25 protein-coding genes and 1 tRNA gene are annotated in these 26,726 nt (G+C 68.2%); 14 read left to right on the plus strand and 12 right to left on the minus strand.

Features of this window, described 5'->3' with window-relative positions; all coding sequences use genetic code 11:
- Nucleotides 1-2: 2 nt before the first annotated feature.
- The 3 genes from thiL to Q333_RS0107345 all read left to right on the plus strand — a co-directional run bounded on the left by thiL (nucleotide 3) and on the right by Q333_RS0107345 (nucleotide 3,818).
- The gene (thiL, locus tag Q333_RS0107335; protein ID WP_029416102.1) at nucleotides 3-995 is read left to right on the plus strand and encodes a thiamine-phosphate kinase; all 993 of its coding nucleotides are present in this window, start codon (nucleotides 3-5) and stop codon (nucleotides 993-995) included.
- Nucleotides 996-1,032: 37 nt separating this feature from the next.
- Complete coding sequence (locus Q333_RS0107340; protein WP_029416103.1) at nucleotides 1,033-1,467, plus strand: hypothetical protein; 435 nt, start codon at nucleotides 1,033-1,035, stop codon at nucleotides 1,465-1,467.
- A 203-nt stretch (nucleotides 1,468-1,670) separates the two neighbouring features.
- Complete coding sequence (locus tag Q333_RS0107345) at nucleotides 1,671-3,818, plus strand: sodium-translocating pyrophosphatase (protein ID WP_029416104.1); 2,148 nt, start codon at nucleotides 1,671-1,673, stop codon at nucleotides 3,816-3,818.
- A gap of 77 nt (nucleotides 3,819-3,895) precedes the next feature.
- Here Q333_RS0107345 and Q333_RS0107350 read toward each other — a convergent pair whose 3' ends face one another.
- Nucleotides 3,896-4,372: an outer membrane protein assembly factor BamE gene (locus Q333_RS0107350; RefSeq protein WP_029416105.1), complete on the minus strand. Its 477-nt coding sequence runs from the start codon at nucleotides 4,370-4,372 to the stop codon at nucleotides 3,896-3,898.
- 92 nt (nucleotides 4,373-4,464) lie between these two features.
- On the opposite strand from Q333_RS0107350, the gene Q333_RS0107355 reads away from it, so the two are divergent.
- The 7 genes from Q333_RS0107355 (at nucleotide 4,465) to Q333_RS0107385 (ending at nucleotide 8,624) form a co-directional block, all read left to right on the plus strand.
- Complete coding sequence (locus Q333_RS0107355; protein ID WP_029416106.1) at nucleotides 4,465-4,992, plus strand: ubiquinol-cytochrome C chaperone family protein; 528 nt, start codon at nucleotides 4,465-4,467, stop codon at nucleotides 4,990-4,992.
- On the plus strand, nucleotides 4,989-5,507 hold the full coding sequence (locus Q333_RS0107360) for a YceD family protein (protein ID WP_029416107.1): 519 nt from the start codon (nucleotides 4,989-4,991) through the stop codon (nucleotides 5,505-5,507). The genes Q333_RS0107355 and Q333_RS0107360 overlap by 4 nt, the downstream gene beginning before the upstream one ends.
- 95 nt (nucleotides 5,508-5,602) lie before the next feature.
- The gene (gene plsX, locus Q333_RS0107365) at nucleotides 5,603-6,679 is read left to right on the plus strand and encodes a phosphate acyltransferase PlsX (RefSeq protein WP_407059717.1); all 1,077 of its coding nucleotides are present in this window, start codon (nucleotides 5,603-5,605) and stop codon (nucleotides 6,677-6,679) included.
- On the plus strand, nucleotides 6,676-7,653 hold the full coding sequence (locus tag Q333_RS0107370) for a beta-ketoacyl-ACP synthase III (RefSeq protein ID WP_029416109.1): 978 nt from the start codon (nucleotides 6,676-6,678) through the stop codon (nucleotides 7,651-7,653). Before plsX ends, Q333_RS0107370 begins: the two co-directional genes overlap by 4 nt.
- 54 nt (nucleotides 7,654-7,707) lie before the next feature.
- Nucleotides 7,708-8,043 carry an integration host factor subunit alpha gene (locus Q333_RS0107375; protein WP_051651188.1) on the plus strand — a complete coding sequence of 112 codons (336 nt, stop codon included), beginning with the start codon at nucleotides 7,708-7,710 and terminating at the stop codon, nucleotides 8,041-8,043.
- A 1-nt stretch (nucleotide 8,044) separates the two neighbouring features.
- Nucleotides 8,045-8,476, plus strand: coding sequence for a MerR family transcriptional regulator (locus Q333_RS0107380; protein WP_029416111.1), 432 nt, complete (start codon nucleotides 8,045-8,047; stop codon nucleotides 8,474-8,476).
- 71 nt (nucleotides 8,477-8,547) lie between these two features.
- Nucleotides 8,548-8,624 (plus strand) — tRNA-Pro (locus Q333_RS0107385).
- 115 nt (nucleotides 8,625-8,739) lie between these two features.
- Here the strand turns inward: Q333_RS0107385 and Q333_RS0107390 are convergent.
- From Q333_RS0107390 to Q333_RS0107400, 3 genes are all read right to left on the minus strand, one after another.
- Nucleotides 8,740-9,570 carry a hypothetical protein gene (locus tag Q333_RS0107390; RefSeq protein ID WP_029416112.1) on the minus strand — a complete coding sequence of 277 codons (831 nt, stop codon included), beginning with the start codon at nucleotides 9,568-9,570 and terminating at the stop codon, nucleotides 8,740-8,742.
- Between the two features lie 127 nt (nucleotides 9,571-9,697).
- Nucleotides 9,698-9,916: a DUF2842 domain-containing protein gene (locus Q333_RS0107395; protein ID WP_029416113.1), complete on the minus strand. Its 219-nt coding sequence runs from the start codon at nucleotides 9,914-9,916 to the stop codon at nucleotides 9,698-9,700.
- A complete protein-coding gene (locus tag Q333_RS0107400) occupies nucleotides 9,916-10,167 on the minus strand; it encodes a hypothetical protein (RefSeq protein WP_029416114.1) in 252 nt (83 codons plus the stop codon). Before Q333_RS0107400 ends, Q333_RS0107395 begins: the two co-directional genes overlap by 1 nt.
- A gap of 131 nt (nucleotides 10,168-10,298) precedes the next feature.
- Between Q333_RS0107400 and Q333_RS0107405 the strand changes: the two genes are divergently transcribed.
- A complete protein-coding gene (locus tag Q333_RS0107405) occupies nucleotides 10,299-11,390 on the plus strand; it encodes a COX15/CtaA family protein (protein WP_029416115.1) in 1,092 nt (363 codons plus the stop codon).
- On the opposite strand, the gene Q333_RS0107410 is transcribed toward Q333_RS0107405, so the two are convergent.
- A complete protein-coding gene (locus tag Q333_RS0107410; RefSeq protein WP_029416116.1) occupies nucleotides 11,391-12,797 on the minus strand; it encodes an alkaline phosphatase PhoX in 1,407 nt (468 codons plus the stop codon).
- A gap of 927 nt (nucleotides 12,798-13,724) precedes the next feature.
- Nucleotides 13,725-14,810 (minus strand): tRNA preQ1(34) S-adenosylmethionine ribosyltransferase-isomerase QueA, encoded by a 1,086-nt coding sequence (gene queA / locus Q333_RS0107415; protein ID WP_029416117.1) that lies wholly within the window; start codon nucleotides 14,808-14,810, stop codon nucleotides 13,725-13,727.
- A 54-nt stretch (nucleotides 14,811-14,864) separates the two neighbouring features.
- On the opposite strand from queA, the gene Q333_RS0107420 reads away from it, so the two are divergent.
- Entirely contained in the window at nucleotides 14,865-16,535 is a 1,671-nt protein-coding gene (locus Q333_RS0107420; RefSeq protein WP_029416118.1) for a lysine--tRNA ligase, read from the plus strand.
- Here Q333_RS0107420 and purM read toward each other — a convergent pair.
- Entirely contained in the window at nucleotides 16,532-17,563 is a 1,032-nt protein-coding gene (gene purM / locus Q333_RS0107425) for a phosphoribosylformylglycinamidine cyclo-ligase (protein ID WP_029416119.1), read from the minus strand. The two genes, Q333_RS0107420 and purM, sit on opposite strands and share 4 nt — an antisense overlap.
- An 80-nt stretch (nucleotides 17,564-17,643) precedes the next feature.
- Here purM and rnd point away from each other — a divergent pair, with 80 nt between their 5' ends.
- Nucleotides 17,644-18,792 (plus strand): ribonuclease D, encoded by a 1,149-nt coding sequence (rnd, locus tag Q333_RS0107430; RefSeq protein ID WP_029416120.1) that lies wholly within the window; start codon nucleotides 17,644-17,646, stop codon nucleotides 18,790-18,792.
- A 38-nt stretch (nucleotides 18,793-18,830) separates the two neighbouring features.
- Here rnd and Q333_RS0107435 read toward each other — a convergent pair whose 3' ends face one another.
- The 3 genes from Q333_RS0107435 to Q333_RS0107445 all read right to left on the minus strand — a co-directional run bounded on the left by Q333_RS0107435 (nucleotide 18,831) and on the right by Q333_RS0107445 (nucleotide 23,223).
- Entirely contained in the window at nucleotides 18,831-20,252 is a 1,422-nt protein-coding gene (locus tag Q333_RS0107435) for a Ppx/GppA phosphatase family protein (RefSeq protein ID WP_084175899.1), read from the minus strand.
- Between the two features lie 62 nt (nucleotides 20,253-20,314).
- Nucleotides 20,315-22,531, minus strand: coding sequence for an RNA degradosome polyphosphate kinase (locus Q333_RS0107440; protein WP_029416122.1), 2,217 nt, complete (start codon nucleotides 22,529-22,531; stop codon nucleotides 20,315-20,317).
- 23 nt (nucleotides 22,532-22,554) lie between these two features.
- Nucleotides 22,555-23,223: a P-loop NTPase family protein gene (locus Q333_RS0107445; protein ID WP_245591507.1), complete on the minus strand. Its 669-nt coding sequence runs from the start codon at nucleotides 23,221-23,223 to the stop codon at nucleotides 22,555-22,557.
- Between the two features lie 199 nt (nucleotides 23,224-23,422).
- On the opposite strand from Q333_RS0107445, the gene aspS reads away from it, so the two are divergent.
- Nucleotides 23,423-25,204, plus strand: a complete 1,782-nt coding sequence (gene aspS / locus Q333_RS0107450) for an aspartate--tRNA ligase (protein WP_029416124.1) — start codon at nucleotides 23,423-23,425, stop codon at nucleotides 25,202-25,204.
- 59 nt (nucleotides 25,205-25,263) lie between these two features.
- Here the strand turns inward: aspS and Q333_RS0107455 are convergent, their stop codons facing one another.
- Together Q333_RS0107455 and Q333_RS0107460 are read right to left on the minus strand one after the other, a co-directional pair.
- Complete coding sequence (locus tag Q333_RS0107455; protein WP_029416125.1) at nucleotides 25,264-26,151, minus strand: pentapeptide repeat-containing protein; 888 nt, start codon at nucleotides 26,149-26,151, stop codon at nucleotides 25,264-25,266.
- A gap of 62 nt (nucleotides 26,152-26,213) precedes the next feature.
- The gene (locus Q333_RS0107460; protein ID WP_029416126.1) at nucleotides 26,214-26,699 is read right to left on the minus strand and encodes a pentapeptide repeat-containing protein; all 486 of its coding nucleotides are present in this window, start codon (nucleotides 26,697-26,699) and stop codon (nucleotides 26,214-26,216) included.
- Between the last annotated feature and the right edge of the window lie 27 nt (nucleotides 26,700-26,726).

Raw genomic sequence — 26,726 nt, forward strand, 5'->3', positions numbered from 1 at the left:
CCGTGCCCGCCGTCGACGTCGCCGGCGAATTCGAGACCATCGAGCGGCTGCTGAGGCCGCTGGCCCATCCGGACTATGCGCGAAAACTCGCCGACGACGTGGCGGTGCTGCCGTCGCGTCCGGGGTTCGACCTTGTCCTGACCAAGGACGCGATCGTCGAAGGCGTCCATTTCCTGCCGGACGATCCGCTGGACACGGTGGCGCAGAAGCTGATGCGGACCAACCTGTCCGATCTGGCCGCCAAGGGCGCAGAGGCGTTCGGCTATCTGCTGGCGTGCCAATGGTCCGAGCGTTGTGGCTGGCCGGAGCGGGAGGCGTTCGCGGCAGGCTTGGCGGTCGATCAGAAGGCCTTCGGAGTACGCCTGCTGGGCGGCGACACGGCCGTGACGCCCGGCCCAGCGAGTTTTTCAGCGACTTTGCTGGGATGGGTTCCAAAAGGCGGGGCACCCGCGCGATCCGGCGCCCGGCCCGGCGACGCCGTCTATGTCACGGGCACGATCGGCGACGGCTGGCTGGGTCTGCAGGCGGCGCAAGGTCGGCTGTCGCTGGATCCTGAGCGTGTCGCGGCCCTGGCCGAACATTATCGCAGACCCGTTCCGCGCCTGGAGTTCGGCCAGGCGGTCCGGGGGCTGGTCGGAGCCATGATGGACGTGTCCGACGGCCTGGTCGCCGACGCCTGCCACATCGCGCGGGCCAGCGGCGTGGGACTGGAGCTCGATCTCGAGGTCACTCCGTTGTCGGCGGCGGCGCACGCCTGGTTCGACAACCGGATCGACGCCGAGGCGGCGATGGAGAAGCTGGTCACAGGCGGGGACGACTACGAACTGTTGCTGACCGCATCGGAGCGTGAGGAGGCGGCGCTGAGGCGGGAGGCGGACCGGCTGCGGCTGCGGCTGACCCGCATCGGGCGCGTCGTGTCCGGCGCGGGGGTGGAGGCGCGGTATCTGGGCAAGTCGCTGAGGATCGACCACGGCGGCTGGACCCACGGCGGGTAGCAACAGAATCTCAAACCCTCTCTGGCAGTGTGCCGACATGCGCCGCAGAGATCTCTTCGCCCTGGGAACCCTCGCCGTCGCCGCGACCGCGGCGGGCAGCGCCTCTGCGGGCGGCCCGACATCGTCGTCGGGAACAGTCGCGCCGTCGCTGAACATCGCCGGTGTGGGCGTGCCGATCATCGCGGGCGGACGCATCCGCAACTACGTCTTCGTCACCCTGCGCCTGACCCTTGGATCCGGTCAGACGCCGGAGATGATGAGGGCCAAGGAGCCCTACTACCGCGACGCCCTGGTCCGTCAGGCGCACCGGACGCCGTTCGTCCTCGCCGACGACTGGACCCGCGTCGATTCGGAGGCGATCAGCGCCTGGCTGATGCGCGCCGCTCCGGCGATCTCGGGAGCGGGCTCGATCGCCTCGGCCGAGGTCGCCTTGCAGACGCCGCGTCGGCGCACAGGCGTTCGCTCGACCTGACGGTCCCCGGCAAAAACCCCAGCCTGACAGCAAAAGCCCGGTTGCGCCCATCCGCCGCATGCGGCACGGTTTGGCCGCAATTCCCGCTGGGGCGCACTCAGGCGCCCTGACGCGCACGGGGGGACCGGAAGGCGGAAAGAGGCGAACAACGCCCGCCGCGCCAAGGGTCCGCGCGCCCAAATGCATTAGGTATGGAAACGCCAATGACGAACTACTTGTGGCTAGTGATAGCCGCGGGCGCCCTGGGGGTCCTGTACGGGCTCATCCAGACGGCCGCCCTGATGAAGGCCGACACCGGCAACGACAAGATGCGAGAAATCGCCGCCGCCATCCAGGAAGGGGCCTCGGCCTATCTGCGGCGGCAGTACACCACCATCGGCATGGTCGGCGTGGTCATCCTGATCGCGGCCTGGCTGCTGATCGGACCCTACGCCGCCATCGGCTTCGTGATCGGGGCCGTGCTGTCGGGTCTGGCCGGGTTCGCCGGCATGCTGATCTCGGTCCGCGCCAATGTCCGCACGGCGCACGCCGCCTCGATCAGCCTGTCCAAGGGTCTGGACCTGGCGTTCCGCTCGGGCGCCATCACCGGCATGTTCGTGGCGGGCGGCGCGCTCCTCGGCGTCGCGGGCTACTATGGCGTCCTGACCGAGGTGCTGGGGCTGGAATCGACGGGCCGCGAGGTCATCGACGGCCTGGTGGCCCTGGGCTTTGGCGCCTCCCTGATCTCCATCTTCGCGCGTCTGGGCGGCGGCATCTTCACCAAGGGCGCCGACGTGGGCGGCGACATGGTGGGCAAGGTCGAGGCCGGCATCCCCGAGGATGATCCCAGGAACGCCGCCACGATCGCCGACAACGTGGGCGACAACGTCGGCGACTGCGCCGGCATGGCGGCCGACCTGTTCGAGACCTATGCGGTGACGACGGTGGCCACCATGGTGCTGGCGGCCATCTTCTTCCGCGGCCAGCCCTATGTGGACGTGCTGATGCTGCTGCCGCTGGCCATCTGCGGCGTCTGCATCGTCACCTCGATCATCGGCGCCTTCTTCGTGCGCCTCGGCAAGAGCAACAACATCATGGGCGCCCTGTATCAGGGCCTGATCGTCACCGGCGTCCTGTCGGTCGGCGCGGTCTGGTGGGTCATCAATACGATGGTTACCGGTCCGGTCGTGACGACCAGCGGCCTGCAGATCGAGCCCATGGCGCTTTTCTGGTCCGGCCTCGTCGGTCTGATCGTGACCGCCGCCATCGTGGTGATCACCGAATACTACACCGGCTCGAACTTCCGGCCGGTGCGCTCTGTGGCCAACGCCTCGGTCTCGGGGCATGGCACCAACGTGATCCAGGGCCTGGCCGTGTCGCTGGAGGCCACCGCGCTTCCGGCGCTGGTGATCATCGTCGGCATCATCGTGAGCTTCCAGTTGGCCGGCCTGTTCGGCGTGGCCATCGCCACCACGACCATGCTGGGCGTGGCGGGGATGATCGTGGCGCTGGACGCCTTCGGACCCGTGACCGACAACGCCGGCGGCATCGCCGAGATGGCGGGCCTGCCGTCGGAGGTGCGTCATTCGACCGACGCTCTGGACGCCGTGGGCAACACGACCAAGGCTGTGACCAAGGGCTATGCGATCGGTTCGGCGGGTCTCGGCGCGCTGGTGCTGTTCGCGGCCTATACGTCGGACCTGCAGTACTTCGCCTCCAACCCGGCGGAGTATCCCTTCTTCGCCAACATGGGCGTGGTCGCCTTCGACCTGACCAACCCCTACGTCGTAGTCGGCCTGCTGTTCGGGGGGCTTCTGCCTTTCCTGTTCGGCGGCATGTCGATGATGGCCGTGGGCCGGGCGGCCGAATCGGTCGTCGCCGAGGTGCGGCGCCAGTTCCGCGAGAACCCCGGCATCATGACCTATGAGGTCAAACCGGAGTACGGCCGGGCGGTCGACATCCTGACCAGGGCGGCGATCCGCGAAATGATCGTGCCGTCGCTCCTGCCGGTGCTGTCGCCGATCGTGTTGTTCGTCGCGGTCCTGTTCATTTCGGACAAGGCCAACGCCTTCGCCGCGCTGGGCGCCATGCTGATGGGCGTCATCGTCACCGGCCTGTTCGTCGCGGTCTCCATGACCTCGGGCGGCGGCGCCTGGGACAACGCCAAGAAGGTCATCGAGGAAGGCTTCACCGACAAGAACGGCGTCCTCCACGGCAAGGGCTCCGAAGCCCACAAAGCCGCGGTGACGGGCGATACGGTCGGCGATCCCTACAAGGATACGTCCGGTCCGGCGGTGAACCCGATGATCAAGATCACCAACATCGTGGCGCTCCTGCTGCTGGCGGTGCTGGCGAGCGGGACCATCGGCTGACGTCACGGCCCGCCGGAACGAAAGACGCCCCGGAGAGCGATCTCCGGGGCGCTCTTCTTTTTGGATCGCTACCGGGATCAGTCCGGCCGGCGCTGGCCGGGGACATCCTCGTCCGTGCGGGGCAGCTGGCCGCGGCCGACGTTGCCCAGCAGCTGTTCGATGACGGTCAGCTCGCGGCCCCGCGTCGGGGTCTCGCGGCCGTTCATGGCGACCTGGTGGCCATCCTCGAGGCCCAGAGTGCGGACTTCGGCGACCTTGTCGTCGGCGGCGAAGGTGATGGCGGTCACGGAGCGCTGCGACACCTGAGGGCGGTTGTAGGTGTACCGCTCGGTCGTCTGGCTGATGTAGTACCAGATGTTCTCTTCGAAGGTGGACGTGGCCGAGGGCGAGCCCAGCTGGGCCAGAACGGTCGACTTGGTGTCCTCGCCGACCTTGATCTCGGCCGGGGCGACTTCGACGATCTGGAAGCCGTGGGTGCCGACCACGGGGGCGCAAGCCGAAGCGGCGGCGCCGAGGGCGGTCACGAGAGCCAGGGTGGCGGCGGCTTTGTTCATGGATCGGAGCGCCTGCGACAAAACAAGGTCTTTGACCTAGACGGACCCGCGTCCTAGTTCAACGGCGCGGCGGAAAAGGGGCCGCAATACCCATGCTCCAGAAACTGTTCCGCGTCCGGCCCAACGATCGCATCGGCCTAGACCTGTATGCCAAGACGGTCGAGCAGGCCCGCGATCCGGCGTTCTTCACCGATCTTGGGGTAGCCGATGAGATCGACGCGCGCTTCGAGCTCTATACGCTTCATATCCTGCTGCTGATCCTGCGTCTGCGCGACGAGGGCGAGGCCGGGGCCGAGATCGCCCAGGACCTGTTCGACGTCTACGTGTCGGCGCTCGACAACGCATTGCGCGAACTGGGCGTGCATGACGTCACGGTCGGCAAGAAGATGCGCAAGCTGGGCGAGGCGCTTTACGGACGGATGACCGCCTACGAGGGGCCGGTCCGGGCAGCGGACAAGGCGGCGCTCGCCGAAGCCCTGTCGCGCAACGTCTATTCCGGAGCCGCCGGCGAGACCGGCGAGCGGCTGGCCGACTACGCCCTGCGAGCGCGGGTGGGGCTGGCCGGCCAATCTCTGAAGCAGGTGCTGGCCCGACCGGCCTGGGCGGAGGTCGCGGCGTGAACCCGGATCATCGATTGCCCTTCAGCGAGATCCTGCGCGTCAACGAGATCGGCGCGGGCGTGACCCGGCGGCTGGTCCCGGACGAGGCGGTGCGGGGCCGGATCATCAAGGCGCTGGACCTGGCATCGCTCAAGAGCCTCGAAAGCGAAATCACGGTCACCCCGGCCCATATCGGCTGGACCCTGTCCGGCTGGGTCCGGGCGGAGGCTGAACAAGTCTGCGGAATCACGCTGGAGCCGCTTCCGGTCAGCGTCGACGAGCGATTCTCCGTCGATCTGGTCGAGGAAGCCGATGCGGCCTCCGAGGTCGAGGTCACGCTGGAAGACGATTCGCCCGACGTGATCGAGGAAGGTCGCATCGATCTGGGCCAATACGCGGTTGAGCAGTTCGCCCTGGCGCTCGATCCCTTCCCGAGGAAACCCGGCGCGGAGTTTGTCCAGCCGGAGGAGCCGGCGGAAATCTCGCCCTTCGCTGTGCTGAAGCAGCTTCGCGCGGCCCAAGACGGAAAAAGCTGACGCAACGTCGGCCCCGATTGCATCCGTCCGGCGGGGCGGTATCCTTGGCGACACAAGACCGCGCCCGTGAAGGCGCGCCGGAGCGTCCGACCCCCTTGCCAGCCCAGACCGCTATCTCGCTCGACGCCATGGGCGGCGACCATGGCCCGCCCGTCGTCGTGGCGGGCGTGCGCGACTACATCCGTCGGCACGGCGGCGAGGGCGTCCGGTTCCTGCTGCATGGCGACGAGGCGGCCATCGTCGCCGAGATGGCGCGGCACGATCTGACGGCCGAGGTCTGCGACATCCGCCACACCGACAAGGTCGTGGCCATGGACGAGAAGCCCGCCCAGGCCATGCGTCGCGGCAAGGGCTCCAGCCTGTGGAACGCCATCGATGCGGTGAAGGCGGGCGAGGCGGGCGCCTCGGTCTCGGCCGGCAATACCGGCGCCCTGATGGCTATTTCCAAGCTGATCCTGCGCATGTCGGCGCAGGGTCTGGAGCGGCCGGCGATCGTCGCCAGCTGGCCGACTCTGAGAGGCGTGACGGCGGTGCTGGACGTGGGCGCGAACGTCGAGAGCGACGCCGAGCAGCTGGTCGAGTTCGCCATCATGGGCGAGGCCTTCATGACAGCAGTGCATGGCATCTCCCGGCCGACCATCGGCGTCCTGAACGTCGGCTCCGAGGACATGAAGGGCCACGAGGCCGTGCGCGAGGCGTCGAGAATCCTGCGCGAGGGCGGGCTGGGGCTGAACTATCATGGCTTTGTCGAAGGCGACGACATCGCCAAGGGCACGGTCGACGTGGTCGTCACCGACGGCTTCACCGGCAACATCGCGCTCAAGACCGCCGAGGGCGTGGCGCGCTTCATCTCGGCGCTGCTGAGAGAGGCGCTGACGTCCAGCCTGCAGGCCAAGGCGGGCGCTTTCATCGCCATGCCCGCTCTCAAGGCGATGGGTCAGAAGATCGACCCCAGCGCCATCAATGGCGGGCCTCTGCTCGGCCTGAACGGCATCGTGGTGAAGAGCCACGGCGGGGCCGACGCCAAAGGTTTCGGCAACGCCATCCGCGTCGCCGTCGAACTGGCCCGCAGCGACTATCTGGCCACCGTGGGCGCCAACCTGAGTCGCCTGGACCGCATCATGCACGCGGACGTTCCCGCGACCGCCCCCCGAGAAGAGACCGTTTCGTGAGCGTCATCCGCAGCGCCGTCACCGGCGTGGGTTCCTATCTGCCCGAACAGATCGTCACCAATGACGACCTGTCGAAGATCGTCGACACGTCGGACGAATGGATCATCGAGCGCACCGGCATCCGCCAGCGCCACAAGGCCCGCGACGATCAGCCGACCAGCGACCTGGCGACCGAGGCCGCGCGCCGTGCGCTTGTCGACGCGGGCCGCGACCCGTCCGAGGTCGATCTGATCGTCGTGGCCACGACGACGCCCGACATGACGTTCCCCGCCACCGCCTCGATCGTGCAGCGCAAGCTCGGCGCCCCCACCTGCATCGCGTTCGACGTTCAGGCCGTGTGTTCGGGCTTCGTCTATGCGCTCAGCGTCGCCGACGGCTTCGTGGCGCGGGGGCACGCCAAATGCGCCCTGGTCATCGGCGCTGAGGAGATGACCCGGCTGATGGACTGGACCGACCGGACGACCTGCGTCCTGTTCGGCGATGGGGCCGGCGCCTTCGTGGTCGAGCCGCGCGAGGGGCAGGGGACGACGGCGGATCAGGGCGTGCTGGGCTTCGCCCTGCGTTCTGACGGGACCAAGACCGATCTGCTGTATGTCGACGGCGGTCCGTCCAGCACGGGGACGGTCGGCCATCTGCGCATGGCCGGCAATCAGGTCTTCCGCCACGCCGTGGTAAACATCGCCGAGGCCATCACGGCGGCCTGCGACAAGGCTGGGGTCAGCGTGCCCGAGGTCGACTGGTTCGTGCCGCATCAGGCCAACCAGCGCATCATCAAGGGCGTCGGCGACCGGCTGGGGCTGGATGAGGAGAAGGTTATCTCGACCGTTTCGATGCATGCGAATACCTCGGCCGCCTCGATCCCCCTGGCGATGGACGCGGCCATCCAGGACGGGCGCATCAAGCGCGGCGATCTGATCCTGCTGGAGGCCATGGGCGGCGGCCTGACCTGGGGCGCGTGCGCCTTCCGGTTCTGAAGCGGCGGGCTTTAAGCACGCCCACGCTTTGACTTGGCGGCGTTTTCCCCTTTTATGGGAAGGCTGGACCTTGGGGGACGATCCGTGGGCGAACTACAGACACTGACCCGAGCCGATCTCTGTGAGGCCGTCCACGAGGAGGTCGGCCTGTCGCGCCAGGAGTGCGCGAGTCTGGTCGAACGCACGCTGGACCTGATCGTCGAGGCCCTGGAGAAGGGCGAAACCGTCAAGCTGTCGGGGTTCGGCGTGTTCCAGGTGAGGGAGAAGCGGGCGCGGATGGGGCGCAATCCCAAGACCGGCGAACCGGCCGCGATCAATCCGCGCCGCGTCATCAGCTTCCGCGCCAGCCAGATCATGAAGGCCCGGGTCCACGGGGCCAACGGGGCCTGAGATGGCCAAGTCCGCCCAGGCCTTCCGCACCATCTCGGAAGCCGCCGAGGCGGTCGGCGCGCCGCAGCACGTGCTGCGGTTCTGGGAGACCAAGTTCGCCTTCGTGACGCCGGTGAAGCGGGCGGGTGGACGGCGGTTCTATCGGCCTCAGGACGTCGTCATCCTGAAGGCGATCAAGAAGCTGCTCCACGAGGACGGCCTGACCATCAAGGGCGTGCAGAAGCTGCACAAGGAACAGGGTCTGGCGGCGCTGGCGGCCCACGGGGGGGCCGATGCGACGATGAGCTTCGCGGGGCCGGACGTCTCCGCGACCGCACCCGGAGCGGCCGAATCGAGCCGGGCCGTGGCGGGCTCCTCCGCGGCGCGGCTGCGCGCCGTGCTCGCCGATCTGGAGGCGGCCAAGGCCCGCCTGGACGCGGTTCTGGCGGCCTGAGCGGCAATCGACGCCGTCGCCGCTTTTAGGGTTTGCGGCGGCGCGGCCCCGCCGCTATACGACCGGCCTCTCGGAGCGTGGCGCAGCCTGGTAGCGCACTTGACTGGGGGTCAAGGGGTCGCAGGTTCGAATCCTGTCGCTCCGACCATCTTCCCTTGACCCATGATGCTTGGCCCTAACGCTTGCCGCGCGACGGCTCGCTGCTTGAGGGCGGGCTTTTCTGCGCCCTAACGCTCGCGACGCGGTCGTTTCCTCCTTGACGGCTAGAACCCCTTCACCAGCTGGATGATCCAGCGCTGGTCATAGGGCTCGTCGTCGCTGATGGGGAACTCGACGCCAGTCAGAAGGAACAGGCTGTCGACCAGCCGGGTCCGGAGCGCGGGCGTCAGGCTGACGACGCCGTCGCCGTCGTCCGGCTCGAACCAGTTCAGCGCCATCGAATAGGTGAACTGGCCGAGCGGCGCGGCCTCAGCGGGCGTCACGGTCTGACCGAGCGCCAGGCTGAGCCCGAAGCCGTCGGCGCCGCCTTCGTCGCGGGCCGAATAGGCTAGGCGGCCCCGGAAGGACACGCCGGCCCCCAGATCGGTCCAGAGATTGACCTGGGGTGTCACGCCGAAGACCTCGCCCGCGCCGACCGAATCGTCGCCGGTGGGCAGTTCGAAGCCGACCCCCGCGTTCAACGACAGGTCCCGGGTCTCGGCCAGCATGACCTGACCGGTCACGCCGATGTCGCCGAAGCCTGAGCCCCCGCCGTCCAGCTCCTGATAGACCGGAACCTCGACGCCCACCCAGAAGCGGCGGGACAGGGGATAGTTGAAGCGGGTCGTGATCCGGTGGGCGTCACCCAGGTCGGTCTCGGTCCAGTCGTAGGCGAGGTGGACCTCGCGGGTGAAGAAGCCGTCCGGCGCGCCCAGCCAGCCCTGACGCGGGGCGCCGCTGGAGCCGTCGGGAACGGGAATCCAGCTCTGGGTCAACTCCTCAGCGAACCGCTCGCTCTCCAGCGGGGTCCAGGTCTGGGCGAGGGCCGATGAGGCGCCACAGGCAAGGACGGCGGTCGTCAGCAGGGCGGCGAGGCGGCGAACGGATGCGGACATGGTCGATCCTCGGGACGCGGAAAGTCGCGCCGTGCGAACAGCCCCCGGGCCGCCGCGGGGATCAGTAAGGCCCGGCCGACCGCGTCGATCTTTTCGGCGATTGGCTTTCGCTTGTGCGGGGTTGCCCTTAGCCGCCGCGCTTGCGCAGGAACGGCTTGCCTTCCGCCCAGCTGAGGAGCGGGAACAGCGGGACGCCCCACAGGGTGCCGACCAAAGCGTAGTAGGCGAGTTGGGCCAGCGGACTGGCGGGCACGCGCTCGCCGATCACCGTGGCGGCCCAGATGTAGAAGGCGAGAAAGGCGAGAATGCCGAAGGCCGCGATCAGGCGGCGGGTTCTGAGGCCCATCAGCGCGTGTTCCGGAACAGGTAGAAGGTGAAAAGGCTGAGGATCGAGCCCGCGCCCGTCCAGGCTGTCCAGCCCAACTCGTCCATCGTCGATGCGCCAAAGACGCGCACGGCCAGGAACCAGCCGCATACGGCGCCCGTGGCCGAGACCAGGCTGGCCCCGAACAGGCCCCGGCGGCCGGTCATCAGATCGGCGATCCAGGCCAGGGCCATGACGGCCCCGGCGGCGATGGCGATGTCGGCGTACTGCACCTTGAAGCGTCTCCCTGCGCGCCGCTGCGACCTCGCGTCCCGACGGCGACTTTGATCTTGCCGCGATCGGCGGGCATACCGCCTCTCGTCGCGTTTGGCGGCACTGTATCGGGCGGAGCGTCAGGCGTCGAATGAACCGTTTCGGAAAGGTCGAACAGTCGCGGGCGGTGGCGATCTGGCTGTTCTTCACCGCGGCCATGGTGTTCGCCATGGTGGTGATCGGCGGGATCACCCGCCTGACCGGATCGGGCCTGTCGATCACCGAGTGGCAGCCGATCATGGGGGCGCTGCCGCCCCTGAACGAGGCCGACTGGAACGAGGCCTTCGAGAAGTACAAGGCGATCCCGCAGTACGCCCTCGTCAACGCCGGTATGAGCCTGGACGAGTTCAAATACATCTTCTGGTGGGAGTGGTTCCATCGGCTGTTCGGGCGGCTGATCGGGGTGGTGTTCGCGGTTCCGTTCTTCGCCTTCCTGGCGTTCCGGTTGTTGCCGGAGCGGTCGTTCCTGGGGCGCTTCGCCCTGCCGGACCGGCTGGTGTGGCGGTGTGCCCTGCTGCTGGCGATGGGCGGGATGCAGGGCTTTATCGGCTGGTGGATGGTGTCCTCAGGCCTGTCGGAACGGGTGGATGTGGCGCCGGAACGGTTGACGGTTCACCTGGGGCTGGCATTCCTGATCTTCGCAGGCCTGATCTGGACCGGGCTTGAGGCCTGGAACGGGCCGGAGACGTCGCGGTCGCCGGAAGGGTGGAGCCGGGGCGCGGCGGTGCTTTGGGGCGCGGTCTTCTTTCAGTGCCTGCTGGGCGGCCTGGTGGCAGGGGCCAAGGCGGGGTTCATCTATACGGACTGGCCGCTGATGAATGGGGCGATCCTGGCTCCGGTCGATTGGGGGCAGGGGGCGCTGGCGTTCCTGCATGACCAGGCCCTGGTGCAGTTCAATCACCGGATCTGGGGCTATCTGCTGGTGATCGGGGCGACGGTGTATGCGGTTCAGGCGTGGCGGTGGAGACTGGCGGAAGGGCTGGGCTTTGCGGCGGTCGTGGTGGCGGCATCCCTGTGGTTGCAGGCGGCGCTGGGCGTCGTGACGCTGGTGAACGTCGTGCCGATCTGGCTGGGCGGGCTGCACCAGGCGGGCGCGGCGCTGGTGCTGGCCCTGGCGACGGGGAACCTGTGGCTGGTGCGACGGTCCCAGCCCCGGCTGTTTGTGTCAGCCCCGCGCCGCTGATCAGGCGCGGACGCTGTCCCAGGGGCCAGTGATGGCGACCGTGATGCCCGGAAACATGATGTTGACGAACAGGGTCGAGCCGTCCGGTGAGAAGACGGCCCCGGCCAGCTCGGCGTTCCCCCGGAACACGTTGCGGGCGATTGTGTAGACCTTGCCGTCGGGCGTGACGCCTTTGAGGTGGTTGCGCGTGGTGTCGGAGTAGTTGTCCTCGCACAGGATCAGGTGGCCGTTCGGCGCGATCGCCAGGTTGTCGGCCATGTTCAGTGTCTTCTCGTTCGTGCTCTCGACGAACAGCTGAAGGCGGCCTGGCTGAGCCGCCTCGCCGTCCGTGCCTTCGGCCTGAGAGGGGACGTAGCGCAGGACCTGGCCGCGCTGGATCGGACCGCCCGAAGTGGCCGTCATGTAGAGCTCGTTGTCACCCCAGAAAATGCCCTCGCCGCGCGCGACCAGAGCCGCGCCGGCCGCGTGTCCGCGCTGCCGCAGGTCGCTATTGGGGCTCTCGACGTCGGTCATGTCGATCCACTCGACCTCGACCCAGTCGCCGACGTTCCAGAAGCGATCAGTGTGGTTGGTGGTGGAGGCACCCGGCCGTCCCTTGATCGCCAGAGCCTGGAGGCGGCCGCCCTCGGCCAGCTTGCCGGGCGTGGTCGGGATGAAGCGGTAGAACAGGCCGTCGACCTTGTCCTCGGTCTCATAGACGATGCCGGTGCGGGGATCGACGCAGACGGCCTCGTGGTCGAAACGGCCCAGCGCCTTGAGCGGCACGGGGTCGACCAGGCCGGTCGCGTTGGCCGGGACCTCGAAGACGTAGCCATGGGCCTTTTCAACGTCGGCAGTGTCGGGCGTCTCTTCCGTCTCCTCGCAGGTCAGCCAGGAGCCCCAGGGGGTGTGGCCGCCGCAGCAGTTGGTGGAGGTGCCGGCCAGCGACAGGTGCTGGCTGACGACCTCGCCGGTCGCCATATCGTAGACGAGCGTCGTCGTCCCGCCGGGCAGGGGACGGCCGTCCTTGTAGGTGTCATAGGCCTTCTCGACCGGCAGGCGGCCGATCAGGGCCTGGTCCTGACCGCCGGGACCCCAGTTGCGGTGATTGGCGTTTCGGCCCTTGAGCTCGTGATTGCGGACCAGGGCGACGCGGGTACCCTCAAGCGCGAAACAGCCCATGCCGTCGAACTGGCCGGGGACGACGAGGCCGTCCGACATCGTCTCGCCGCTCTGGGACAGGATGCGGTAGGAGAAGCCCTGGGGCAGGTCGAGCATGCCGTTCGGGTCGGCGACCAGCGGGCCGTAGCCTTCGACCTCGTTGAGGTAGGTCTCGGACGCCTCCTGGGCGACGACGCTGCGGGCCAGCCCGCCGAAGGCGAGGGCAGCGGCACCGGTGGAAAAGAGACTGCGGCGGTCGAAGTGCATGGAGAGGCTCCGGAAGTCGATCGATGTTTATGACAGCCGGGGCGTTGGGGTCATCATGGTTCTGTGACGCGGGATGCCACGCAGTCATGCGTCATCGCTCTTCCGCTGTGAACGGGTGGGAAGGGCGGGCGGAGCGCTCGGGCCTTCGCCCGGTGACCGTATGGATATGTGTTTCGGCAAAGACTGAACGCTCCGCGCGGCTGGTCTGCTCGGAAGCGGACGGCCCCGCGTCGTTCCCGCGCGACTGACCGGGGACCAACGGCCCTGTTAGAGCCTTGCCGCTACTGACGCCTCCGGCGGGAAGGTCGGCGTGCTTGCGAAAGCCGATCCCCTGAACGCGGCGAGTCTTCTGCTCGCCGCCTTATCGGTGGGCTACCGCTCGACGCGCGGCGTCTCGCTGCTTGAGCCAGACGCTTTGCGTTTGGCGGGCTACCGCCTGGAACGCGGTTCCGGGCTGCTTGAGCCCGGGACCCTCATTCCGAACGGCAACGTTGCCCACGCCACCCCCTTGATCCGGACGCCGGACGACCGCTCTTCACGGCCTCCGGTCGTTGGACCTCGGGAGCCCCCGCTCCAACCGCTCCCGCCGCGACAAGCTCGCAAGGCCTTGCGCCCTTCCCAGGCGACGGAACCGGGGCTGATTGTAAGGCAGGTTTCAATGAGGGCGCGTTCGCGACGTCTCGAACGCGACGGGCGCTGGATTCATTGGAGGAATCCGGGCGTCGTTGGATGACTGAGAAAAACAGCGCGAGTGCTTCCCCCTCCCAGCGGGAGAGGCGTGAGCGCCCGAGAGCCCACCTGTCGATCGGACTTGCGCGACCCGAAGGGCGGCGCGAAGCAGCCAAAGGGTGAGGGGTTACGGTGCGAACCGGTGAGGTCTGATCCCCTCACCCTTTCAGCTGAACGCATCGCTTCGCTCTGCGAGCCTCAAGCCCTCTCCCTATGGGAGAGGGAGGCCGGGGCGCGAAACAGCAGCGACCCGTCGCCGTAGGAGTAGAAGCGGTACCCCGTCTCGATGGCGTGGGCGTAGGCGGTTTTCATGGTTTCCAGACCAGCGAAGGCGCTGACCAGCATGAAGAGGGTCGACTTCGGCAGGTGGAAGTTGGTCATCAGGACGTCGGCCGCACGGAAGGCGTAGCCGGGGGTGATGAAAATGGCCGTGTCGCCGTGAAAGGGCTGGATCATGCCCTCCGGGGTGGCGGCGGATTCCACCAGGCGCAGGGAGGTGGTGCCGACGCAGACGATGCGGCCGCCGGACGCGCGGACGGCGTTCAGGGCGGCGGCGGTGTCTTCCGACACGGTGCCCCATTCGCTGTGCATGCGGTGATCGGCGGTGTCCTCGGCCTTGACCGGCAGGAAGGTGCCGGCGCCGACGTGGAGCGTCACGGCGTGGGTGGAGACGCCGCGGGCGCGGAGCGCGTCCAGCAGGGCCGGGGTGAAGTGCAGGCCCGCCGTGGGGGCGGCGACGGAGCCGTCATGGGCGGCATAGACGGTCTGGTAGTCCGAGCGGTCGCGGTCGTCCTCGGCCCGCTTTGCGGCGATGTAGGGGGGAAGCGGCATGACGCCGATCGTGCGGATGGCGTCGTCCAGCGCCGGGCCGGAGCGGTCGAAGCGCAGGGTGACGAGGCCGTCCTCACCCTTGGCCTCGATGACGGCGGTCAGGTCGGAGAAGGCGATGCGGTCGCCGGGCTTCAGCCGCTTGCCGGGCTTCATGAAGGCCGACCAGACATCGGGCGCGTCGCGGTGATGCAGGGTGGCCTCGACGTCCACGGTCAGGGGATCGCCGTCGGGACCGGGTCGGGTGCGGACGCCCGACATGCGGGCGGGGATGACGCGGGTGTCGTTGAAGACGAGCGCATCGCCGGGCTGAAGCAGGTCGGGCAGGTCGCGGACGATGCGGTCGTCGAGCCCGCCGTTCCGGACGACCAGCAGGCGGGCGCAGTCGCGCGGCTCGACGGGACGGAGCGCGATGCGGTCCTCGGGCAGGTCGAAGTCGAAGTCGGCGGTCTTCATGGGCCAAGCGCCTAGACGTTGACGGTGCGGGCGCCAACCGCCAAACCCGCGCCCATGCTGACCGATCTCGTCCCCCTGGCCCGCGAGGCCAAGTCCTGGCCGTTCGAACAGGCACGCGCCCTGCTGAATCACGTCCTGAAGAAGCGGCTGTCTGACGCCGAGCGGGACTCGGCGAGGCTGCTGATCGATGCGGGCAAGGCCGACGAAGCCCTGGCGACCTTCGAGGCGCTGAACCGGCCGGTGCTGCTGGAGACCGGCTATGGGCCGTCGGGTCTGCCGCACATGGGCACCTTCGGCGAGGTGGCGCGCACGACGATGGTGAGGAACGCCTTTCGGGCGCTGACGGGGGACTGCTGGGCGACGCGGCTGGTGGCGTTCTCGGACGACATGGATGGGCTGCGGAAGGTTCCGGAGGGCGTGCCGAATCCGGAGATGCTGAAGGAGGATCTGCATCTGCCGCTGACGAAGGTGCGGGACCCCTTCGGGACGCACGACAGTTTCGGGGCGCACAACAACGCGCGTTTGCGGGCGTTCCTGGACAGCTTCGGCTTCGACTATGAGTTCATGAGCTCGACCGAGACCTATCGGTCCGGGCGGTTCGACGCGACGCTGCTGACGCTGCTGAAGCGGTTCGACGCCGTCATGGCGATCATGCTGCCGACGCTGGGCGAGGAGCGGCGGGCGACCTATTCGCCCTTCCTGCCGATCAGCCCGGTGACGGGGCATGTGCTGCAGGTGCCGACGCTGGAGCGGAATGTCGACAAGGGCACGATCGTGTTCGACGACCCGGCCGGCGGGCGCACCGAGGTTCCCGTCACCGGCGGCCATGTGAAGCTGCAGTGGAAGCCGGACTGGGCCATGCGCTGGACTGCGCTGGACGTCGATTACGAGATGAGTGGCAAGGACCTGATCGAGAGCGTGCGCGAGAGCGGCAAGATCTGTCGCGCGCTGGGCGGGGTGCCGCCGGAGGGGTTCAACTACGAGCTCTTCCTCGACATCGAGGGCAAGAAGATCTCCAAGTCCAAGGGCAACGGCCTGACGATGGAGCAGTGGCTGCGCTACGGCACGCCCGAGAGCCTGAGCTGGTACATGTTCCAGAGCCCGAAGTCGGCCAAGAGCCTGCACTTCAACGTCATTCCGCGCGCCATCGACGACTATCTGAGCTTCATCGAGCAGTACCGGACCCAGGAGCCGGCCAAGCGGATCGACAACGCCGTGTGGTCGATCCACGCGGGCGATCCGCCGGAGGTCGCCAGCCCGGTATCGTTCGCCCTGCTACTGAACCTGGTCGGCGTGGCCAATGCGTCGAACAAGGACCAGCTGTGGGCCTATATGGCGAAGTATCTGCCGGAGGCGACGCCGGCGAACGAGCCGGTGCTCGATCAACTGATGGACCGGGCGCTGAACTACTACGAGGACTTCGTGCGGCCGACGAAGGCGTATCGGGCCCCGACGGAGGGCGAGGCGACGGCCCTGCTGGATCTGGCGGGGCGGCTGAAGGCGCTGCCGGCGGACACGACGGACGGCGAGACGATCCAGAACGAGGTCTATGCGGTGGGCAAGGCGCACGCCTTCGAGCCGCTGAGGGCCTGGTTCCAGGCGCTGTACGAGGTGCTGCTGGGCGCGTCGCAGGGGCCGCGGTTCGGATCGTTCGCGGCGATCTATGGTCTACCGCAGACGATCGAACTGATCGAGGCGGGGGCCAGGGGCGAGCTGGCGCGCTAGACCAGCTGGCCGCATACGAAGGCGGTCTCGCCAGCTTCCAGCAGTGCGGCCAGCACGTCCTCGGCGTTCTCGGGCGCGACGATCAGGATGAAGCCGACGCCGCAGTTGAAGGTGCGGCGCATCTCGTGGTCGCTGATCCCGCCGGTCTCGGCCAGCCAGCGGAACACGGGCGGCATCGGCCAGGCGTCCCAGTCGAACGAGGCGGTCAGGTGATCGGCCAGGCAGCGGGGCGGGTTCTCGATCAGGCCGCCGCCGGTGATGTGGGCCGCGCCCTTGATCTTGCCGGCCTTCATCAGGGGCAGGACCGACTTCACATAGATGCGGGTCGGCTCCATCAGGGCCTGGGCCAGCGACCGGTCCGGCGCGAAAGGCGCGTCCGAGCCCCAGGACAGGCCCGAGCGCTGCACCACCTTGCGGATCAGGGAGTAGCCGTTGGAGTGCGGGCCGGACGAGGCCAGGCCTATGATCAGGTCGCCTGTGTTCTGCAGGTCGAGCCGGGGGAGCGCATGGCCGCGTTCCAGCGCGCCCAGCGAAAAGCCCGCAAGGTCGTAGTCGCCGCCGGAATACATGCCGGGCATCTCGGCCGTCTCGCCGCCGACCAGCGCGCAGCCGGCCTGGCGGCAGCCTTCGGCGATGCCGGAGACGACGCGGCGCGCGGCGTCGATCTCGAGCTTGCCGGTGGCATAGTAGTCGAGGAACAGCAGGGGCTCCGCGCCTTGCGCCAACAGGTCGTTGACGCACATGGCGACCAGATCGATTCCGACGCCGTCGTGGCGGCCGGTCTCGATGGCGATCTTCAGCTTCGTGCCGACGCCGTCGGTGGTGGTGACGATCAGGGGATCGATGAAGCCGGCCGCCTTCAGGTCGAACAGGGCCCCGAAACCGCCGAGCGAGGGCTCGGAACCGGGGCGGGCGGTGGATTTCGCCAAGGGCTTGATGTGCTCCACCAGCATGTCGCCGGCGTCGATGTCCACGCCCGCGTCGGCGTAGGTCAGGCCGTTCTGGATGGAATCAGAGATGTCGCTCATCGCTCACGGGCCTGAAAGGAGTGCGGAAAAAAGGCCGGGGCTCTTGCCACGACGCGGTCGCGGGGGGCTATAGCATTTCAATGACGCCGATCACCACCAATGACGCGCTGGCCCAGTTCTGTTCGGCGGTTCGCGACGCTCCCTTCATCGCGGTCGACACCGAGTTCATGCGGGAGACGACCTATTGGCCCAAGCTGTGCCTGATCCAGGCCGCGACGGCCGATCATGAGGCGATCATCGACCCGCAGGCCGACGGTCTGGACCTGGAGCCGTTCCTCGACATCCTGCGCGATCCGGCGATCGTGAAGGTCTTCCACGCCGCGCGTCAGGACACGGAAATCTTCGTCAAGCTGGGGGCCATGCCGGTGCCCATGTTCGACACCCAGGTGGCGGCGATGGCGGCGGGGTTCGGCGATCAGGTCGCCTATGATTCGCTGGTCCGGCAGATGCTGAAGATCGACCTGGACAAGGGCAGCCGCTTCACCGACTGGTCGCGGCGGCCGCTGTCGGACGCCCAGCTGCACTATGCGATGGGCGACGTGACCCATCTGGCGGCGCTGTATCCCAAGCTGCGCGACCGGCTGAAGAAGGACGGGCGGCTGGACTGGGTCATGTCGGAGATGGAGGATCTGGTCGATCCGGAGCTCTACGACACCGATCCGGAGAAGGCCTGGAAGCGGCTGAAGCCCAAGAAGTATTCGGCGAAATACCTCGCTGCGTTCAAGGCGACGGCGGTGTGGCGCGAGCGGGCGGCGCAGGAGCGCGACCAGCCGCGCGGCCGCATCCTGAAGGACGAGGCGATCGACGAGATCGCGACGCAGGCGCCGACGGATGTCGAGGCGTTCAACCGGTTGCGGTCCGTGCCCAAGGGCTTCGGCGGATCGCGGCTGGGGCTGGAACTGATCGAGGTGCTCAAGCGCGTGCTGGCCGACCCGGAGGCGCACGCGCCCAAGATGGACCGGCCTGCGCACAACCAGCCCGCGCCGCCCAGCGTGGTCGAACTGCTGAAGGTGCTACTGAAGGCCAAGAGCGACAATGCGGGCGTGGCGTCCAAGCTGATCGCCAATGTCGCGGATCTCGAGAAGATCGCCCTGTCGGACGGCGCCGATGTTGAGGCTCTGAAAGGCTGGCGGCGGCAGCTGTTCGGCGAGGATGCGCTGAAGCTGAAGAAGGGCGAGATCGCGCTGGTGCTGAACGGGCCGCGCGTCGAGGTGGTCGAGATCGAATAGGCCGTCTGCCTTCCCATGAAGGGGAGGGAGAGTGTCGATCAAATCTCCAGCCTCAGCCCCAGCGCCTCCGCCAGCGCCTTGGCCCGGCGTCTGGTCTGTTCGCCCAGCAGAACGTCGGCATAGCCGGGCGCTGCCGTCAGCCGGAGCACGCCCGAACGCGCGGTAATAGCGGCGTTGGCAAACAGTTGGGGCGAACGTCCCGACAGATCGCAGCCGAGGCGCAGAGCCAGTCCCATGGCGCGTGCGCCGGTGCGAGCCTCTTCGCTCAGCAGGCGCTCGACCGTTCCGGGTTCGGGCGTGCCGGAGCCACCGCCGTAGCGGGCGTTGAGCGCCGTGGCGAGCCAGACGCGTTCGGCGTGGGTCTGACCTGGAATCGGAGCGCGAAGGACCTGGTCGAAGACGAGCTCCACCCGGTGGTCGGGATGCAGCCTTGCTCCGAGGTCGGCGAGGCGGCAGGCGGCGGCCGCGAGCACAGGGTCGCGATCCGGCCCGAACGACTCTGGCAGGGCGGCGATGACCTCGGACAGCCAGGCGTGGAGGGCGGCGGGCAGGCCCGGCGATATGCCCTGGCGCGCGCCCAGCGCCGCGCAGCCCGCGATCAGAGGATCCACCGGATGTTCGTCCCGGTCCAATGTCTCGTAGAGCAGACCTTCGCGCACGCCCCAGGCGGAGAAGACCACGGTCTTGAGGTCCAGCGCCTCGATCAGGCCGTCCAGCACCAGGGCGGCGTAGGGCAGGGTCTCTGCGCGGCGCTTGGTGACGCCGGGCAGGCGATCGAGCGAGGCGCGCGACTGCTGGGCGGCGAAGCGGGCGACATCCCGCGCCTCGGTCGCTGACATGACGTACTGATGGACGATGCGCAGAGGGTAGCTGCTGATCTCCATGTGCAGCTGTGCCAGGGAGCGCCAGCCGCCGCCGACGGCGTGGAGTTCGTCCGAAGAGAAGCGGCCGACCACGGGCTTTAGGCGTTGGGCGATGATGGCGCGCAGCCGCTCAGCGTCAAATCCCTTGGGATCGGCCAGGCTGAACGGGCCGAGCGGCAGGGTGACGCCGGCCTCAGGGCGGTCGAGGCCGATGCGTATCAATTCCAGGCTCGATCCGCCCATGTCGGCGGCGAGGCCCCGCGCCCTGGGATCGCCGGCGGTGACGCCGAGCGCGGCGTAGCGGGCCTCTTCCTCGCCGGTCAGGACGCGGACCTTCAGCCCCGTCTCGGCCGCGACGCGGTCGCAGAAGGAGGGACCGTCCTTGGCCTCGCGCACGGCGGCGGTGGCGGCGACGAAGACATAGGCGGGCTTGACCCCGTCCAGCACGGCGGCGAACCGGCGAAGCGCCGTCATGGCGAGCGCCACGCCGGGCTCGGACAGGCGCCCGGTGGCGGGCAGGTCGCGGCCCAGCCCCGCCTGAACCTTCTCGTTGAACACAGTCCAGATGGCGCGGCCCTCGAGCCGGTAAAGCACCATGCGGACGGAGTTGGAGCCGATGTCGATGACCGCTGCCTCGCGCGGCGCGGCGTAGGGCTCGCTCACTTTTTCGGCCGGTCGTAGCGGAGGCGGCCGGGCAGGGTCTTCACGCCGCGGCCGCGCCCGGACAGGCTGGGGTTGGTCATGAAGTACTGGTGGGCCGAGAAGGGACGGGCGCCCTCGGCGCAGGCGACGCGGGTGTAGTCGCCGTCCGGGCCGAGCGTCCAGCTCTGGGCGTCGTCCTTCAGGTTGGCGACCATGATCTGGTCCAGGACCTGGTCGTGCACCGTGGCGTTGGTCACGGGCGTCATGACCTCGACGCGGCGGTTCAGGTTGCGCGTCATCCAGTCGGCCGAGGAAATATAGACCTTGGCCCGGTCGTGCGGCAGATCGCGGCCATTGGCGAAGCAGATGATGCGGCTGTGCTCCAGGAAACGGCCCACGATCGACTTGACACGGATGTTTTCAGACAGGCCGGGAACGCCCGGGCGCAGGCAACAGATGCCGCGCACGACCAGTTCGATGCGCACGCCCCACTGGCTGGCGCGATAAAGGGCGTCGATGACCTCCGGGTCGACCAGCGCGTTGAGCTTTACCCAGATCGCTGCGGGCTTGCCCTTGGCGGCGGCGGCCATCTCCTTGCCGATCAGGTCGATCAGCGTCGACTTCATGTTCAGCGGAGAGACGACCAGGGCCTCGAGCTCTTCCGGCTGGGCATAGCCGGTGATGTAGTTGAAGACGCGAGATGCATCGCGCGCCAGCACGGGATCGCAGCTGAACAGGCTGAGGTCGGTATAAACCCGGGCCGTGATCGGGTGATAGTTGCCGGTGCCGAAGTGGCAGTAGGTCTTGAGCCCGTCGCCCTCGCGCCGCACGACGACGCTGAGTTTGGCGTGGGTCTTGTATTCGACGAAGCCGAAGACGACGTGGACGCCCGCCCGCTCCATGGCGCGGGCCCAGCGCAGATTGGCTTCCTCGTCGAAGCGGGCCTTGATCTCGACGAGCGCGACGACGTTCTTGCCGTTCTCGGCCGCCTCGATCAGGGCGGCGACGATCGGGCTGTCCTTGGAGGTGCGGTACAGCGTCTGCTTTATCGCGATGACGTTGGGGTCTCGCGCAGCCTGGCGCAGGAACTGGACCACCACGTCGAAGCTCTCGAACGGGTGATGGATCAGGATGTCCTTCTCGCGCACCGCGGCGAAGACGTCGCCGCCCTGGTCGCGCACCCTTTCCGGATAACGAGGTTCGTAGCCGGGGAACTTCAGATCCGGATGGCCGGGCGGTATCAGCTCCGACAATTGGGCAAGTCCCAGCATGCCGTCGATCATGACGACATCCTGCGGCTCGGCCTCCAGTTCGCCGATGATGAAGTCGCGCAGGTCGTCGGGCATGGAGGCCTCAATCTTGACGCGCACGACCGAACCGAGGCGCCGCTGCTTCAGCGCCTCTTCGAACTCCAGGACCAGGTCCTCAGCCTCTTCTTCGATCTCGATGTCGCTGTCACGAATCAGGCGGAGCACGCCCTTCTCCAGCACCTCGTGGCCGGGGAAGAGGTGCTCGATGAAGAGGAGGAGCACCGTCTCCAGCGTGACGAACCGGCGGCGACCCTTCACCGAGCGGCCGTCGCCCGGCAGCTCCCAGAAGCGGCGCACCTGGGTCGGGACGGGCACGAGGGCGTAGAGGGTCTTGTTGTCCCGGTTCCGGCGCAGTTTCAGCGCCAGGGAGAAGCCGAGGTTCGGCAGGAAGGGGAAGGGGTGCGCCGGATCGATGGCGAGCGGCGTCAGCACGGCGAACAGCTGGCTGAGGAACTCCGGCTCCAGCCGGTCGCGGTCGGTCTTGGTGATCTTGGCGGAGCGGACCACCTCGATGCCGGCGGCGGTCAGCTCGTTGCGGAGTTGGCGCCAGCGCTTCTGCTGCTCGGCCATCAGCTCGCCAGCGGCGACGTTGACGCGCTCCAGCTGTTCGGCGGCGGTCAGGCCGTCGGCGGACAGGGTGCGCACCCGCTCGCGCACCTGACCCTTCAGGCCCGCGACCCGGGTCATGAAGAACTCATCCAGATTGTTGGCCGAGATGGACAGGAACCGCAGACGCTCCAGCAGCGGGTGGGCCGGGTTGGCGGCTTCCTCGAGCACGCGCGCGTTGAACTTCAGCCAGCTGATCTCGCGATTGAAGAAGCGCTCGGGCGAGGCCATCAGCGCCTCGTCCAGATGTAGCTGGGGTGCGCGGGAAGAGGGGACCTCTTCTCCGCTCGTGGTGTCGGCGATGGCGGCGTCGGACATGGGCCGGTTGTGGGGCCGCAATGTTACGGCTGCAACCCTTCCGGCGGCTCTTCGAACAGATCGGCGCTGGCGCCCAGCACCTGGCGGGCGAGCGAGCGGGTGACGGGCCGGTGTTCGGCGTCCAGGCGCTCGACAACGGCAGCGGCGGCTGCGGCCGAGCGATCGATGCGCAGCACCAGGTACTCGATGACGCCGTCGCCCGGCGTGATGCTTCGCTCGGCGAAGCGGGCGGCGAGGATGGCCGACAGGACCGCGTCGTCCGGGGCCTCCATGGCGGCCACGCGGACGGCGTCGAGGCGGCTGCGCAGGTCGGGCACCTCGACGTGCCAGCGCCGGGGGGAAGGGCGCGACACCATCAGAAGGGCTCCGCCGTCCTGCTGGGCCAGGTTGATGAGGTGGAACAGGGTCTCGTCGTCGGCGTCTTGGGCGATGTCGAGCAGGACCGGGCGGCCCTCCAGCTCCAGCGGGTCGGCCAACGCGGCCTCGGAGCCGTTCAGCGGGACCGCGCCGACGCGCTCGGCCCAGAGGGCGGCGAGGTGGCTCTTGCCGCAGCCGGCGGGGCCGCAGAGCGCCATCACGCGGCCGGTCTCGTTGGGCCAGGCGGCCAGCGCGTCATGGGCGAAGGCGTTCGACCCCGACCGCACGAAGGCGGCGGCGCTGGGGACCACGTCCCGGGTGAGCGGAAGGCGCAACTGGTCTGACGGAGATCGCCGGGCGGACATGGGGGCCAGCATAGCAGATCGGCGTGACTGTCCGGACACGGTTCCAATTGTCATGGTGGACAGACGATCAGGGCTGTGGACGGCGAATCCTTGACTTTCGCAGGCGTGGATGCGCCTTACGCCGCTTCCCATTCCGCTGTCTCACAGCCGTTTTCAGACGAACCCGACCATGCACGCCTATCGCTCCCACACCTGCGGCGCCCTTCGAGCTTCGGACGCCGGATCGAACGTGCGGCTGTCGGGGTGGGTGCACAGGAAGCGCGACCACGGCGGCCTGCTGTTCATCGACCTGCGCGACCACTACGGCCTGACGCAGCTGGTGCTGCACCCCGAGACGCCGGGTTTCGAGATCGTCGAGCGGGTGCGGGCCGAGAGCGTCATTCGCGTCGACGGCGAGGTCGTCCTGCGCGAGGCCGGCACCGTCAACGCCAACCTGCCGACTGGCGAGATCGAGGTGCGGGTCAAGGCGGTGGAAGTGCTGTCGGAAGCCGCCGAACTGCCGCTGCCCGTCTTTGGCGAGCCGGAGTATCCGGAGGAGATCCGGCTGAAGCACCGCTATCTCGATCTGCGCCGCGAGACGCTGCACCGGAACATTGTGTTGAGATCGAAGGTGATTTCCTCGATCCGTCGGCGGATGGTCGATCAGGGCTTCCTGGAGTACCAGACCCCGATCCTGACGGCGTCATCGCCGGAGGGCGCGCGAGACTTCCTGGTGCCCAGCCGTCTGCATCCCGGCAAGTTCTATGCGCTGCCGCAGGCCCCGCAGCAGTTCAAGCAGCTGCTGATGGTGTCGGGCTTCGACCGCTACTTCCAGATCGCGCCCTGCTTCCGCGACGAGGACCTGCGCGCTGACCGGTCGCTGGAGTTCTATCAGCTCGACGTCGAGATGAGCTTCGTCACGCAAGAGGATGTTTTCGCGGCGATTGAGCCCGTCATGCACGGTGTGTTCGAGGAGTTCGCCGACGGCAAGGCGGTCGACCTTTATCCCTTCGTGCGGATTCCCTATCGGGAGGCAATCGCCAAGTATGGCACCGACAAGCCGGACCTGCGCAACCCCATCGAGATGCAGGACGTGTCCGAGCACTTCCGCGACGGCGGGTTCGGCCTGTTCAACAAGATCCTGGCCGCTGACGCGAAGAATGCGGTCTGGGCCATTCCGGGGCCGAAGGGCGGCAGCCGCGCCTTCTGCGACCGGATGAACAGCTGGGCGCAGGGCGAGGGCCAGCCGGGACTGGGCTACATCTTCTGGTCCGACGACCAGGGCGGCTGGGGCGGGCCCATCGCCAAGAACCTGGGCGCGGAGGCGACCGACGCCCTGATGAAGGCCGTCGGCCTGGGCCAGGGCGACGCCTGCTTCTTCGCCGCGGGCGACCCGGCCGTGTTCCACAAGTTCGCGGGCAATGCCCGGACCAAGCTGGGCCAGGACCTGGGCCTGATCTCGGAGGACGTGTTCCGGTTCTGCTGGATCGTCGACTTCCCGATGTTCGAGTGGTCGGAAGAAGAGAAGAAGGTCGATTTCAGCCACAACCCCTTCTCCATGCCGCAAGGCGAGCTGGAGGCGCTGAACACCAAGGACCCGCTGGACGTCCTGGCCTATCAGTACGACATCGTCTGCAACGGCTATGAGCTGTGCTCGGGCGCGATCCGGAACCACAAGGCCGAGATCATGCTGAAGGCGTTCGAGATCGCGGGCTATGACGCCTCGGTGGTCGAGGAGCAGTTCGGCGGCATGCTGAACGCCTTCCGCTTTGGCGCGCCGCCGCACGGGGGGCTGGCGCCCGGCATCGACCGCATCGTCATGCTGCTGGCCGGCCAGACGGCGATCCGCGAGGTCATCGCCTTCCCGCTGAACCAGCAGGGCGAGGACCTGCTGATGAACGCGCCGACGGAGGCGCAGGAGCGTCAGCTGAAGGACGTCCACATCCGCACGGCCTTGCCGATCAAGGTCTGAGGTCGGCAGGTCCGGAAACGAAGAGGCCCGGGGCGGGGACGCTCCGGGCCTTTTGCTTGTCAGTTCGCGTCGGCGATGACGATATTGCGGCGCGGCTGAGGCGGAGCCGGGGGTGCCGGCGCGCGCGGTGCGCGGACGACGACGCGGGTGCAGGTCCGCGCCGTCAGGCTGCGGGGCAGGCGGGTGGTGGAGTCGCCGCACGCCGTCGAAATCTGCGCCTGGGTCAGGCCGGTGGCGCGCGACAGGTCGGCCCCGCGGATGTCAGCCCGGTTCAGCGAGGCGCCGGAGAAGTTGGCGCGGGCGAAGCTGGCGCCCGACAGGCGAGCCCCATCCAGCTCGGCGTTGGCGAAGCTGGCCGATCCGAAGTCGCCGTTGGCCATATTGGCGGCGTTCAGCTGGGCCTCGGCAAAGTTGGCGCTGCGGGCGTTGACGTTGGCGAGGGTGGTGCCGAAGAGCTCGGCGCCCGACAGGTTGGCCCGAACGAGGACGGCGCCGTTCATGTTGGCTCCCACCAGTTCGGCACCCGACAGATTGGCCCCGGTCAGGTCGGCGCGCGAGAAAACCGACCCTTGCGCCTCGGCTCCGTTCAGCACGGCACCGCTGAAGACGCCAGACGTGAAGTTCGAGCCGGTCAGTTCGGCCCCATGCAGGTCCGCGCGGCTGAAATCGGAGGAGGAGAAATTCGACCCGACCAGCTCGGCTCCGCGCAGATTGGTGCCGACAAGGGTCGCGGAGACGAAGGAGGCCCCGGTGAAGGTGGCGCCGGACAGGTTCCGGCCCGACAGTTCGCAGCGGTTGCAGGAGCCACCCAGCGAGACCATGCGGGCCACGTCGCGATCCTGCCATTGCAGCTGCATTTCGGCGGAAGCCGAACCGGCGGCGAGCAGGGCACCGATCGAAGCGGCGGTGGCGAAGAGGCGACGAAGCGTGGTCTGGGTCTGGGTCACGATGCCTAGATGACCCCGATCGCGCCGGAATCCCACTTAAATCGCGGTAAGGTCAGGGATTGTCAGCAGGACGGGATGGTCAGGCGGCCGGGCAGGGTGGTCGAGGCGTCGCCGCAGGCCATATTCAGCTGGCGCTGGGTCAGGCCCGTCGCGCGGTCCAGCTGGGCGCCGGAGAAGTTGGCGCCCGACAGCGTCGCGCCGGAGAAGCTGGAGCCCTCCAGGTAGGCGCCGACCCAGCTGGAGTTGGTCAGGTTGGCCCCTGAGAAGTTCGACGACGAGAAGACGCCGCCGTAGGCCTCGACGTCGCGCAGGTCGGCGTTGGTGAAACGCGTGCGGTTCATGGTGGCCAGGCTGAGGTCGGCCTGGCGTATGCGGGCTCCGGACAGGTTCAGCCCCCGCGCATCCACGCCCGACAGGTCGGCCTGGAACAGGTTGCAGCCGGGGCAGGAGGCACCGGCCCGGACGCGGGCGATCTGACTGGCGTCTTGGGCCTGGGCGGGCAGGGCGACGGCCAGGACGACGACGGCGAGCAGGGCAAGGGACTTCATGGGAGGCTCCGGACTTTCCGTTTGCCC

Origin of the sequence: Brevundimonas bacteroides DSM 4726 (assembly GCF_000701445.1) — a bacterium.
GTDB lineage: Bacteria > Pseudomonadota > Alphaproteobacteria > Caulobacterales > Caulobacteraceae > Brevundimonas > Brevundimonas bacteroides.